The organism is Streptomyces sp. bgisy159, assembly GCF_965341775.1.
Lineage (GTDB): Bacteria > Actinomycetota > Actinomycetes > Streptomycetales > Streptomycetaceae > Streptomyces.
In genome coordinates this window covers 26299-39432 of the sequence record NZ_CBDQZH010000058.1, presented here as the reverse complement: position 1 = coordinate 39432, position 13134 = coordinate 26299, and the positions used below count along the sequence as shown (strand labels likewise).

At 73.0% G+C, this 13134-nt stretch carries 9 protein-coding genes; all 9 read left to right on the top strand.

The window, feature by feature from the left end:
- Window positions 1-2437 (top strand): ADP-ribosyltransferase (locus ACSLTV_RS33160; RefSeq protein WP_435613460.1); only part of this gene is annotated, 2437 nt, incomplete at its 5' end.
- A 50-nt stretch (window positions 2438-2487) separates the two neighbouring features.
- On the top strand, window positions 2488-2889 hold the full coding sequence (locus tag ACSLTV_RS33155) for a hypothetical protein (RefSeq protein ID WP_432139909.1): 402 nt from the start codon (window positions 2488-2490) through the stop codon (window positions 2887-2889).
- A gap of 132 nt (window positions 2890-3021) precedes the next feature.
- A complete protein-coding gene (locus ACSLTV_RS33150) occupies window positions 3022-3696 on the top strand; it encodes a hypothetical protein (protein ID WP_435613459.1) in 675 nt (224 codons plus the stop codon).
- 96 nt (window positions 3697-3792) lie between these two features.
- Entirely contained in the window at window positions 3793-4236 is a 444-nt protein-coding gene (locus ACSLTV_RS33145) for an HD domain-containing protein (RefSeq protein WP_432139925.1), read from the top strand.
- 74 nt (window positions 4237-4310) lie between these two features.
- Complete coding sequence (locus ACSLTV_RS33140; RefSeq protein WP_432139911.1) at window positions 4311-4661, top strand: hypothetical protein; 351 nt, start codon at window positions 4311-4313, stop codon at window positions 4659-4661.
- 76 nt (window positions 4662-4737) lie between these two features.
- Window positions 4738-6093 (top strand): type VII secretion integral membrane protein EccD, encoded by a 1356-nt coding sequence (gene eccD / locus ACSLTV_RS33135; RefSeq protein ID WP_432139912.1) that lies wholly within the window; start codon window positions 4738-4740, stop codon window positions 6091-6093.
- Between the two features lie 61 nt (window positions 6094-6154).
- Window positions 6155-7567 carry a MinD/ParA family ATP-binding protein gene (locus ACSLTV_RS33130; protein WP_435613458.1) on the top strand — a complete coding sequence of 471 codons (1413 nt, stop codon included), beginning with the start codon at window positions 6155-6157 and terminating at the stop codon, window positions 7565-7567.
- Window positions 7568-7602: 35 nt separating this feature from the next.
- Window positions 7603-11607, top strand: a complete 4005-nt coding sequence (eccCa, locus tag ACSLTV_RS33125; RefSeq protein WP_435613457.1) for a type VII secretion protein EccCa — start codon at window positions 7603-7605, stop codon at window positions 11605-11607.
- Window positions 11608-11611: 4 nt separating this feature from the next.
- Entirely contained in the window at window positions 11612-13033 is a 1422-nt protein-coding gene (locus ACSLTV_RS33120) for a DUF6177 family protein (RefSeq protein ID WP_432139915.1), read from the top strand.
- Window positions 13034-13134 lie beyond the last annotated feature (101 nt).

Genomic DNA, 13134 nt, shown 5'->3' with positions numbered 1-13134 from the left:
TGCGGGCAATGTCCGCACCACGGGCGGTGACGTCCACTCCAAGTTCCAGGGGCTGTCGGCGTTCTACCACGCCCCGGAGGCCGAGCAGCTCTTCGCCACCACCAAGCCGGTCCAGGAACGCGCGAACGACTTCGCGACCGATCTGGAGACCGTCTCCTCGGCGTTGTCGTCGTATGCGACGGAGATCCGTCCGCTGGTGCAGAAGCTGAAGGATCTGAAGCTGAAGGCCCAGACGTTCGTCAGCTCCGTCAAGGACGATGACGAGTGGGACTACGACGAGGACAAGGTCGAGGAGCACAACCAGCTCCGGGACGACATCACGGCGACGGTGGCGGCGTTCTGGGCGGCGGAGCGGACCTGCCACAACAAGATCACCGGGATCTGGGGCGGGACCCAGATGGTGGCGGGGGACGGGTCGGAGCGTAAGGACCAGTACGGGTTCAACGCCGAGGACATGAAGAACGCCAAGCTTCCCTGGGGTGACCCGGTGGAGGAGCGGCACCACTGGTACGAGGCGGGTCACTGGATCAAGTCCTTTGTCTGGGACGGCCTGATCGTGGACGGGATCTGGGGCACGATCAAGGGCCTGGGGACACTGGTGGGCTTCGGCGGCTGGGAGGCGATGGGCCAGGCGTGGAAGGGCCTGGCGCAGCTCGCGACCGGTCTGGCGATCAGCGCCATCCCGGGTGTGGGGACGGCGTTCTGGCTGCTTCCCGATGACAAGCTGCCCTCCTGGATCCGTGACTCGCGTACGGCGATGAAGGAGACCGGCAAGGCGCTGGTGGCGTGGGACGAGTGGGGCAAGAACCCCGGCCGCGCCGCCGGCGCCGTCACCTTCAACGTCGTCACCACGGTCCTCACCGGTGGTGCGGGTGCGGGTGTGTCGGGTGCGGGCAAGGCGGGCGCGGTCGCCAAGGTGCTCTCGGCTGCGGGCAAGGCGGGCAAGGTCATCGACCCGATGACGTATGTCGCCAAGGGCGCGGGCGCGGGTCTGTCGAAGATCGGCGACATCAGCAAGGCGCTGAAGGGCGTCGGCAACATCGAGATCCCGCACCTCCCGGACGGCTCCATCGAGCTGCCGACCGGCCACGGGCTGGACCCGAACGGCAACCTGCTGCCGCCCACCGGCTCCCTCGACACCCCGACGGTTCCGCACAGCACCACCCCGGCCGGGCTGCCGTCCCACTGGACGATCCAGGCCCCCGAGCCGACGGGCTTCCCGAGCGGTGCCGCCCACACGGCTGACGGCGGTGTCCCGGCGGCCGGCGCACACACGCCCGCCCCCGACGGCGCGTACGGCCAGGGCGTGCCGCACCCCACGAGCACCCCCACCGGTGCGTACGGCATGCCGCACTCCGGCGACGGCATCTACGGCGGCACCCCGCACCCCACGGGCACCGGAGCCGCCCACCCCGGCACGACGCCGTCCCCCTGGTACCACGACACCCCGGCGACCGGCGCCGCCCACGACGTCCCGGCGACCACGCCGCACGAGACCCCGACGGCGACACCGCACACCGGTGGCCACGACCTCCCCGTCGGCCACACCGACGACGCGGCGCACGGCGCCGGTCACGGCGACGACGCGGTGCACACCGGCGACCAGGCGGACGACGCCTCCCACACCGGCGACCACGCGGACGCCGGCGACCACACCGGCCTCGGCGACGACGTCGTGGACACCGGCGCCCACCACGGCACCGACGCCTCGACCGCGCCGGGACACACCGGTACGGACGTGCCGGGGCACCCCGGGGCAGGGGGGCCGTTCGAGTACCAGCCGCACATGTCGGCCGACGACTTCGATAACCTGGCCACCGACGCGGAGAAACACGCGGTGGCCGAGGCCGAACTGGCCCACGGCACCAACCCCGGGCCCAGGTCCAGCAACGCCGCGGGGCTGGCGTACGGCAACGCCTACTGGAACGATTTCCTGGACAATCTGCCCGACGAGTCGCGGGAAGCGCTGAGGACGTACAGCGGCAACGAGTACGACCTGATCAACAGCCATCTGCGGATGAACACGCCGCTGGACGACTCCCTCAAGCACACCATCGAGGAGATGGATCGGGTCATGGATGCTCGCCCCGTGCCGGAGGACATCATGGTCGTCCGGGGCACCGGGGTCGACCACATCAAGATTGACGGCCAGCCGCTGAAGTCCCCGGCGGACATGGAGGGCGGCGTGTTCGACGACAAGGCCTTCACCTCGACGGCCCTGGGTAAGTCGCCGCCTCCGCCGTTCGACCAGAAGCCAGTGTGGATGCACCTGCGGGTGGCGAAGGGCACCCCCGCCCTCTGGATCGACCACCTCTCCAAGTACCCGGGAGAACGAGAGCTGCTGCTCGCGAAGGGCTCCGAGTACAAGGTGACGCGCGTCTTCATGGACCAGGCGGGCAAGTGGCACGTATACGGGGAGATCCTGCCGAGGCCGTAGCCTCTTAGCCCGCGTCGCGGATCAGCCCGAACCCAAGGAACATGGACGCCATGAGCAGTGAACGACCGATCAACCCGCGTTTCGACGAGGACGTGCACTTCAATCTCGTCTCGGGGCCGCCGAGATACCGCAACCACACCGACAAGCCGGTGCGGTACTTCACGGTCGTCGACAAGCAGGACGGCGCCGTGCTCGGCTACCTGTGGGCCGGTGACGAAGACCACGCCGCCGCCTTCGAACCGCGCCAGGCCGGAGGGCCCCGCGCTGCGAACGAGAGCGGCTTCTGGATGCGCCGGCTGCGCAACGCCAAGGAGCGGGGGCTTCTGCCGTCGCAGGCTCTAGCCGAGTTGTACGGCGCCTCGGAGACTGCCGGCAAGGGTCGCCCCCTCCCGGGCTCCCTGTCGGACGCCCCGGATGCCGGTGCGGTCGAGGCCCTCGCCAAGGCTGATTAGCGGACCTGGTTCGGCAGCGCTCGCCGCGCTGAAGGAGCAGGTCGCCACACCTTAAGCGCTGCCCCTGCGAGCGCACCCGTGCGCGCGTCCGCCTCGGCCTCATCAAATGACCTTCGGAGAGACGGCTCCCGTATGACCACCCCGCCCCAGGGCAACCCCTACATGTCCCCACCGACGCACCCCAACCCCGCCCCGGCCGGCGCCGCCCCTCCCCAGGCCGCCGCCCCGAACCCGTACGCCCAGCCCTCCCCACCCCAGCCCGGCCACCCGCAGCCGCCCGTCCCCCCACAGACCCCATCCGGCTACCCGAACCCTCAACTCGGCTACCCGCACCCTCAATCCGGCCACCCGCAGACCCCACCCGGCTACCCGCAGACCCCACCCGGCTACCCCCACCCCGCCCACATGCCCTACCCCCACCCCCCAGCCCTCGGGTGCAGGTTCTGTGGAGGTTCTCCCGCCGCTCAGGTCACCTTCCGCGCGCACCGCGGGCTGATCGTGCTGATGAGTTTCCGGAAGGTGGAGGGAATGATGTGCGGGACCTGCGGGCTCGCCGTGTACCGGGCGCTGATGACGGAGACGTTGTGGCAGGGGTGGTGGAGCCCGTTCTCCGCGGTGCTGTTCACGCCGTTCACCGTGCTCTACAACCTGCTGGCCGCCCGCAAGGTGAGGAAGCTCGGGGCCCCCGCGCCCGGGACGCACGGCCGGCAGATCGACCCCGGGGTGCCGGTGTACCGCAGGCCGCTCGCCTACGTGGCGTTCGTCCCGGTGCTGTGGGTCCTCTACCTGTATCTCAGCGCGCACTGAGGCCCCGCCGGGAAGGTGTCTCGGACCCCGGGTGTACTCCCCACCCTTCCGTGCCTTATGTTGCACAGGCAAAGTAGGGGGGAGCATGCCGTGCCGATGAGTCTCGCCGAGGTCGAGGCCGTCGCGTGTGCCGCGCACGCCGGGCAGACGGACAAGGCCGGTCGGCCGTACGCCGAGCATCTGCGGGCCGTGGCCGAGGGGGTACGCGCGCGGGGCGGGGGTGACGAGCTGGTCGCCGCCGCGTGGCTGCACGACGCCCTCGAGGACGACGCGCTCAGTGACGCCTGGCTCGACGCGGCCCCCCTCCCGCAGCGCACCAAGGACGTCGTACGGGCCATGACCAAGCGGTCCGGTGAGCCGCCCGAGGCGTACGCGCGGCGGATCCTGGACACGCCGGGTGCCCGGCTGGTCAAGGCCGCCGACCTCGCGCACAACGCCGACCCGGACCGGCTGGCCGTGCTCGACGAGGCGACCGCGCGGCGTCTGACGCACAAGTACGCGGCGATGAGGCGGTTCCTCGGCCTCACCTCCGACGACTGAGCAAGCCCCGCACGACGACCTCGACGCAAGATTCATCACAAGACTGACGGCATCCAGCACGGGACGACGACCTCATGGCACGGGACTACGACAGCCAGCTGCTCGAGTCGGTGGCGGTGCGGCGGCGCAGGATGCGTGACGCGCTGCTCTTCGGCGCGCAGCGCGGCCGGCGGACGCTGGACGAGCGGCTCGGCAAGATGTTCGCGGGCATCGCCATCGCCGCCGTGCTGTGCGCGGGGTGCGTCGGCTGGTCCTTCCTCCAGGCCACGCTCGCCAAGCAGAAGGCCGAGAAGGAGAAGCAGCAGCAGCGGCAGGAACAGCTGTACAACCCCACGGGAGCCCCGACGAGTGGCCCGACGGGCGCGGGTCCGTCGTCGAGCACGGGCGCGAGCGCGGGCACGGGCACGGATGGGGAGAAGCGGTGAAGGGCATACGCATGGGTGACGTGGCCACCTCAAATGGGGCGGATGGCCGAAACGACGCGATGATAGGTTCCGGTGAGTGGTGAGCACTGCAACGACGTCTCGGACCCAGCTCAGCCGCATCACCCTGATCGGTGAGCGGCGACGCGCCGACCTGGTGCTGCCGTCGGACACCCCGATCGGCCAACTGCTCCCCGACATACTGCGGTTGCTCGACGACCGGGTCGCCTCCCGGCCGACCACCCGTCAACTGGTCACCTCCGACGGCTCGGTGCTGCCGAACGACGCCACGCTGTCCTCCGCCGAGGTCCCGGACGGCGCCGTCCTGCAACTCGTCCGCGCGCACGCCGCGCCCCCGGCGCCGGTGGTGCACGACGTGACCGACCAGGTCGCCGACGACCTCGACCTGCGCGCCTGGCGCTGGCGCCCGGCCGCGCGCCGGGTCAGCGCCGGCGTGGCCACCATCGCGTTCGCCGTCGCCGCCGCGGTGCTGGCCCGGCGCGAGTTCGCTCTGGAGTCGGTCGCCACCGCCCTCGCGGTCGCCACCGTCGTCCTCCTGGTCACCGGCGCCGCCGTGGCGAAGATCGGCCAGGGCAACCGGGGACTGGCCACCGCTCTCCTGCTCGCCTCCGGCGGGCTCGGACTGCTCGCCGCCTGGACGGCCGCCGACGCCTACGACTGGTCGGGCGAGGCACGTCTCGCCGGGGTCGTCGGTGCGCTGGTCCTCGCCCTGGTGCTGCTCGCCTACTTCTCACCCCTCGGGCGCGGCGGGCTCATCGGCGCCGCGGCCGGGGTAGCCGTGGCCGCCGTCTGGGAGGCGGTGGCCGCAGTCCAGGACAAGCCGGACCGGCTCGGCGCGGTGATGGCGGTGTTCTCCGTCGTCCTGCTCGGCCTGCTGCCGCGGTTGGCGCTGATGGCGTCCGGGCTCACCGGTCTCGACGACAAGCGCTCCACCGGGGTGTCCGTCAGCCGCCACCAGGTCTCCAACGCGCTGGCCGCCACCCACCGCGGGCTCGCGTTGGCCACCGTCGTCGCCGCCGCGTCGGCCGCGGCGGGCGGCTGGCTGCTGACCACCGCCGAGGAGCCGACCGCCTGGTCGGTGACGCTGGCCTCGCTCACCGCCGTGGTGCTGCTGTCACGGGCCCGCGCCTTCCCGCTGGTCGCCGAGGTGGTGGCGCTGTTCGGCGCGGCGGGCGTGCTCGTCGTACGCCTCGCGGTGCTGTGGCTGGACCACGCCGGGGGCGGCGGGGCCCTGGCCCTGCTGGCCGCCGCGGCGCTGCTGCCGCTGCTCGTCCTCGCGATCGAGCCGCCCGAGCACGTACGGGTCCGGCTGCGGCGGATGGCCGATCTCGTCGAGTCCCTCGGGGTGATCGGGCTCTTCCCGCTGGCCGTCGGGGTGTTCGGCATCTACGGGCAACTGCTCGACAAGTTCTGAGGTCTTGAGGGGACACGTCGGCGCTGCGGGCGGGACGACGAGGCAAAGGGAGAAGGGCGACATGCCGAGCGGCGACAGCAACTGGCAGAACGACGTACTGCGCGATCTGAGGAACGACCAGAGCGGCACCGGGGCTCAGCAGCAGCCGCAGCAGCCGCAGCAGGGCCAACAGCCCCAGCCCCAGCGGCAGCCGCAGCACGGCGTCCCCGCGCAGCAGCCCCCCGCCGCCTACGGCTACCCGCAGCAGCCGGGCGCCCCCGACCCCGCGTACGGCTACCCGCAGCAGCAACAGCCCGCGCCCGACCCCGCGTACGGCTACCCGCAGCAGCAACAGCCCGCGCCCGACCCGGCGTACGGCTACCCGCAGCAGCCGCATGCCGACCAGGGCGCCCGGCAGCAGTACCAGCAGCCGTACGCCGCTCCTCAGCCCTCGCAGCAGCAGTACGCCGACCAGGCCGCCCAGCCCCAGTTCCCCCAGCCGCAGGCCCCCGCAGCGGCCCAGGCCGCCCCCCGCCCGGCTCCCCGGCCCGCCGCCCAGCGGCAGAACCGCGGCACCCCCGACTCGCGCCCCGTCCTCGACAAGCGGCTCGCGGCCACCGGGCTCAAGCCCCGCCGCGGCGAGCCGTTCGGCACCCGCGCGCTGCGCGCCGTGCGCCGTACCGTTTCCTCCTCGGCCGCTCGCGAGGTCGCCGAGACCACGGCCACCGCGGAGGTCCTCCAGCGGGCGGTGACCACCGGCCGCCAGATCGCCGTCACCTCCATCCGCGGCGGCTCCGGCAAGACGACCGTCGCCGCGCTGCTCGGCACCACCTACGCCCACTACCGGCAGGACCCGGTGCTGCTCGTGGAGGCCGACCCGGCGCTCGGCTCGCTGCCGCTGCGGCTCGGCGCGGAGCACCTGCGCTGGACCACCGGCGACCTCGCCGCCATCGCCGAACCGCAGATGTCCCTGCTGGACGTCACCGGCTACCTGGTGCAGCTCCCGGAGAACGCCTGGCTGCTGCCCGGCAGCCAGGGGCAGGTCGGCGCGATGCTCGACACCAGGGGCTACGAGCGGGTGATGGTCAACCTGCGCCGCTACTTCGGCGTGACCGTCGTCGACTGCGAGACCCTGCCCGCCGAGGTCGCCCGGACCGCGCTGTCCGCCGCGCAGGCCCGCGTCCTCACCGTGCCCGCCACCCTGGAGGGCGTCGCCAGCACCCACGCGGTCCTGGACTGGATGCGCAGCCTGCCCCGCGACATCATGGCCACCACCGTCGTCGTGCTCGCCGAGACGGCACCGCACCCCGGGCTCGACCTCGACAGGGCCGCCGAGCAGTTGAAAGCGAGCGGCGCGGCCGTGCGGGTGCTGCCCTACGACCGGCACCTCGCGGCCGGCGGCACCATCCGCACCGACCTGCTCGCCCGGGCGACCCGGCAGTCCGTGACCCGGCTCGCCGCCGAGGTCTTCGAACTGTCCCAGAAGCGCCGCTGACCGCCCCCGAAGGGACCCCACAGAGGCTTAGGACGATGAGCACCCGACTGATCCATCGCCCGGCGCGCACCACCCGGCCGCCCGCGCCCACCGAGGCCCGCACCATAGAGGCCCCGCCCAACCTGCCCGAGGGCAAGGCGGGTTCCATCGCCACCTCGCTGCTGCCCGTCGCGGGCGTCATGTCGTCCGTCGTGATGATGACGGTGGTGCGCAACAGCCAGTTCGCCGGGCTGGGCGCGATCATCCTCGTCGTCACCGTCGTCGGCTCCCTCACCCTGGTCTTCTCGCAGCGCGGCAAGGCACAGCGCACCCGCCGCACCCAGCGCGAGGCCTACCTCGCCTACCTGGAGGACCTGCGCGAGGAACTGTCCAAGGAGGAGAAGGAGCGCCGGGAGAAGGCCCAGGTGCTCAACCCGCCGCCGGACGCCCTCTACGACATCGTCCGCGACCCCGCCCGGCTGTGGGAGCGGCGCCGCACGGACGGCGACTTCCTGCGGGTGCGCCTCGGCACCGGCGAGATGCCGGTCCGCGACCTGAAGGTCGGCCAGCAGGGCTCGTCCGTGCTGACCCCGCCGGACCAGTTCATGCTGAACGAGGCGTCCGCGCTGTCCGCCCGCTTCCGCACCGGCACCGAACTCCCGCTCACCGTCCCGCTGGACCGCGTCGGCAACATCAGCGTCATCGGCGCCCGCGAGGACACCCTGCGCGTCGCACGCGCCCTGCTGGTGCAGACCGCCGCGATGCACGCCCCGGACGACGTGCCGATGGCGCTGGCCGCCGCCGGCGACCGGATCCCCGACTGGGAGTGGGCCAAGTGGCTGCCGCACCTGCTCGACACCGAGCAGTTCGACGGACCGGTCGCCGCCCGCCGCATCGCCGCCTCCCTGCCCCAGCTGGCCCGCCAGATCGGCCCCGAACTGCGCCGCCGCGCCTCCTACGCGGCCGAGGTGCGCCGCGGCCTGTCCGGCAAGGACGCCCTGGCCATGTCGTCCCGGCTGCTGGTCGTCGCCGACGCGCACGGCGACGACGCCGTCGACCTGCCCCGGCCGGACGACGCGGTCGGCCTGCGCGAGATGGGCGTCACCGTGCTGCACCTGCTCGACGAGCGGGTCCAGGAACCCGGCCACGTCGGGGTGCGCATCACCGTCGACGCAGAGAACGTCCTCATCGAGGACCTGCGGGAGAACGAGCCGATCAGCGCCCACGGCACCGTCGACGAGGTCGGCGTGCCGTTCGCCGAGGGCCTCGCCCGCATGCTCGCCCCGCTGCGCCTGTCCGCCGAGTCCATGGTCGACGCCCCGCTGTCCGGGCCCGTCGACTTCGCCGAACTCCTCGGCATCGACGACGTCGCCGACCTGGACCTGTCCCGGCTGTGGGCGCCGCGCGGCGAACGCGCCTTCCTGCGCGTGCCGATCGGCATCAGCGACTCCCACGAGCCGGTGCTGCTCGACCTGAAGGAGTCCTCCGAACTGGGCATGGGCCCGCACGGCCTGTGCGTCGGCGCCACCGGCTCCGGCAAGTCCGAGCTGCTGCGCACCCTCGTCCTCGCCCTGGTCGCCACCCACCCGCCGGAGGACCTCGCCCTGGTCCTCGTCGACTACAAGGGCGGCGCCACCTTCGCCCCCTTCGCGGACCTGCCGCACGTCGCCGGCGTCATCACCAACCTGGAGAACCAGGCCGGCCTCGTCGAACGCGTCCACGCCTCCCTCGCCGGCGAGGTCAAGCGCCGCCAGCAGGTGCTCAAGGACGCCGGCAACGTCGCCGACATCGGTCACTACGCCGCCCTGCGCGCCGAGAAGCGGCCCGACCTCGACCCGCTGCCCCACCTGTTCGTCGTCATCGACGAGTTCGGCGAACTCCTCACCGCCAAGCCCGACTTCATCGACCTGTTCCTGTCCATCGGCCGCATCGGCCGCTCCATCGGCGTGCACCTGCTGCTGTCGTCGCAGCGCATCGAGGGCGGCAAGCTCAAGGGCCTGGACACCTACCTGTCGTACCGGCTGGGCCTGCGCACCTTCTCCGCCGACGAGTCCCGCACCGTCCTCGACACCACCGACGCCTTCCACCTGCCGCCGCTGCCCGGCTTCGGCTACCTCAAGGTCGACACCAGCCACTACGAGCGGTTCAAGGCCAGCTACGTGTCCGGCGCGTACAGCGGCCCCGTCCAGCGCGAGGCCGAGGACACCGGGCCGCTCGCCCTGGAGTACGAGGCCTACAACACGCTCGGCGAGGACGAGAACCAGGCGCCGGAGGAGCCCAAGATGCGGCGCCGGGAGACCGGGCCCACCGAGATGGGCGTCATGGTCGACCGGATCGAGCACTCCGGGGCCCGCCCGGTCCGCCAGATCTGGCTGCCGCCGCTGCCCGAGGCCATCGCCCTCGACAAGGTCGCCGGGCCCCTGGAGGTCGGCCCGCGCGGCATGCGGCTCGCCGATCACCGGGGGCGCGCGGAGCGCTCGTCGACGAGCGGGCGGGGCCCGCTCCAGGTGCCGATGGGCCTCGTCGACGACCCCACCAGACAGTGGCAGGGCCAGTGGTGCCTGGACCTCACCGTCGCCGGCGGCCACGCCGCGGTCATCGGCGGCCCCCAGTCGGGCAAGACCACCCTGCTGCGCACCCTCGCCCTGTCCCTGGCGCTCACCCACACCCCGCAGGAGGTCGGCGTCTACGGCCTCGACCTGGTCGGCGGCGGCCTCCAGGCGATCTCCGGGCTGCCGCACGTCGGCGGGGTCGCCGGCCGCGCCGACCGGGAACGCGCCGCCCGCACCATCGACTCGGTGCGCGGCATGCTGGACCAGCGCGAGGAACTCTTCCGCGTCCACAACATCGACTCCGTCGAGCAGCTGCGCACCCTGCGCGCCGCCGGACGCCTCCCCGAGCTGGCCTCCACGGAGATCGTCCTGCTCATCGACGGCTTCGGCGCGCTGCGCGACGACTTCGACGAACTGGACGACCCGGTCGTCGACATCCTCAAGCGCGGCAGCGGCTACGGCATCCACGTCGTCGCCGCCATGCTCCGCTGGAACGACGTGCGCATCGCCACCCAGTCCCAGTTCGGCACCCGCGTCGAGCTGCGGCTGAACGACCCGAGCGAGTCCAGCATCGAGCGCAAGCTCGCCCAGACCCTGTCGGCCGACGAGAAGGGCCGCGTCCTCACCGACGGCAAGCTCTTCGCGCAGGTGGCCCTGCCCCGCACCGACGGCCAGGCCGACACCGCCGACCTCGGCGCGGTCCTGGAACGCACCGCACGCCAGGTCCGCGCCACCTGGACCGGCGAGGTCGCCCAGCCCGTACGGGTCCTCCCGCACCTCCTGGAGCCGCAGCTGCTGCCGGGCCCGGCGGCCGAGCCGCGCCGCGTCCCCATCGGCCTCGACCAGACCAAGCTGGCGCCGGTCCTGCTCGACCTGTTCCACCACGACCAGCACCTGCTGATCATGGGCGACAGCGAGTGCGGCAAGACCAACCTGCTCAAGGCGGTCGCCCAGGGCCTGATGGAGCGCTACAGCGACGAGGAACTGGTCTTCGGGGTCATGGACCCCCGGCGCGGGCTGCGCGGTGTCATCCCCGAGGAGTACCGGGGCGGCTACGCCTACAACGCCAAGCTGTGCGGGGGACTGGCCGCCGGTATCGCCACCGAGCTGGAGAAGCGCCTGCCCGACGACGCCGAGGGCGGCGACCTGGAGCCGGGCACCTTCGCGGGGCCGCGCATCGTGATCCTCGTCGACGACTACGACGTCCTCACCACCGCCGGCCAGCAGCCGCTCGCGCCGTTCGTCCCGTACATCCCCTCGGCGCAGGACATCGGCCTGCACTTCGTCCTCACCCGCCGCGTCGCGGGCGCCTCGCGAGGCCTGTACGAACCGCTGATGATGGGCCTGCGCGAGTCCGGCGCGACCGCGCTGGTGATGGCCGGCGACCGCAGCGAGGGCCAGCTCTTCACCGGCGTCTACGCCTCCCAGCAGCCGCCCGGCCGGGGCGTGCTGGTGCGCCGCGGCGAGCCGAACCGGCTGATCCAGACCGTTTACACGGAGCCGAGGTGAACCCGTGACGAAGGACGTCATCGCCCTCACGAAGAAGATGCCCGACCCGCTGAGCGTGCTGGCCGGCCTGCTGTCCGGCGGCCCGGACAAGCTGGTCGGCGCCGAGGGGGACGGCGCGCTGGTCCGTCTCCACGACGAGCGGGGCCGGCCCCTGGTCTCCGTGGAGGCACCCCTGCTGGTCCAGGTCCGGGGCGAGGCGCGGCGGCTGCTGGGCGCCGACGAACCCGAGGTCCCCTACTGGTGGACCGAGGCGCGCGCCACCACCGGCGTCGCCGAGGCCGAGGCGCTGGCCGGCACGTTCGCCGCGCGCGTCGCCACCCTCGTCGGCGGCACCGCCTGGCCTCCGGAGGCCGCCCGGTCCCTCGCCGTCGTCGACACCGACGGGGTGAGCGCGGCGCCGGTCCCGGCCGCCGCACAGCCCGCCGTGGACGTCCTCACCGACAAGGTCGCGGTGGTCATCCAGGACCGCCCCGTCGTCGCCATGACGGCGTGGCTCGCGGACGCCTTCCGGGCGGCCGCCGACGCGGAACTCGGCCTGCAGATCGTCACCCCGGCCGGCACGCGTCTCTCCCCGGCGGTCCGCCAGAGCCTGCCCGGCTGGCCCTCCCGCTGGGTGGTCCAGGACGAGCAGTGCGGCTACTACGACGGGCTGTCCGGCGCCGTCCTGGAATGGAACAACGGCCTCTTCGTGACGGTCACGTCCCCCGAGGCCACCCCGAGGGACCCGCGCACCCCGATCGCCGAGACCTTCACCCGGGACATCGCCGACACCGGTGAGCGCCAGCTGGCGGTCTCCTTCCGCTGCGTGCACCCCGCCGACGACCGCCTCGTCCTCGGCGGTGCCCTGGAGGCCGTGTGGCGGGAGATCACCGGCGAGCCCCCGGCGGGCTGGGGCACCGAGGAGCCCGCCAACCTGCCCTGGTCGTTGCGCGGGCTGACGGACGTGGCCCACGAGCGGTCGCCCGAGCCGACCTGGTTCGTGGTTGTCGGCACCCCCGAGCGCCCCGCCCTCGCGACCCTGCGGGTCACCCGCACCAAGGGCGGTGTGGAGGAGGACGTCACCCTGGCGTTCGGCTACGGCGCGGGCGAGGAGCCCGCCACGGAGGCCGTCCAGCGCGCCGCCGAGGCCCTGGCCACCCGCCATGACCTGCAGTCCATGCTGGTGCAGATCCGCCGGGCCCGCCGCGACCTCTCGGTCCCCGCGCACTTCGAGGGCCCCGGCGTCCCGTACGCGTTCGTGCTGGGCGCGGAGGAGGTGCGCTCCATGCCGGGCGACCGGGCGCGGCGCACCCCCCTGGCCGAGGCCCCGAGGGAACTGGGCCCCCGCACCCGCCCGTCCCTGTACTACCCGCTGCCGGGCGATCCGTCGGACCTGTCGGGCTGGAAGGACTTCGAGCAGCTGATGCGGCACCTCAAGGGGAGCTGACCCGGGGACACGAGGCGCCGGGGACACGAGGCGCCGGGGACACGAGGCGCCGGGCGATCGACCGCCGACGACGGTCCGGCGCCGACGCACGGCTGCCCGCC

What these genes read in the sequence shown, in the direction of transcription:
- ACSLTV_RS33155 (WP_432139909.1), top strand. Translation starts at nt 2,488, where the DNA reads ATGAGCAGTGAACGACCGATCAACCCGCGTTTCGACGAGGACGTGCAC.
- ACSLTV_RS33140 (WP_432139911.1), top strand. Translation starts at nt 4,311, where the DNA reads ATGGCACGGGACTACGACAGCCAGCTGCTCGAGTCGGTGGCGGTGCGG.
- ACSLTV_RS33130 (WP_435613458.1), top strand. Translation starts at nt 6,155, where the DNA reads ATGCCGAGCGGCGACAGCAACTGGCAGAACGACGTACTGCGCGATCTG.
- eccCa (WP_435613457.1), top strand. Translation starts at nt 7,603, where the DNA reads ATGAGCACCCGACTGATCCATCGCCCGGCGCGCACCACCCGGCCGCCC.
- ACSLTV_RS33150 (WP_435613459.1), top strand. Translation starts at nt 3,022, where the DNA reads ATGACCACCCCGCCCCAGGGCAACCCCTACATGTCCCCACCGACGCAC.
- ACSLTV_RS33145 (WP_432139925.1), top strand. Translation starts at nt 3,793, where the DNA reads ATGAGTCTCGCCGAGGTCGAGGCCGTCGCGTGTGCCGCGCACGCCGGG.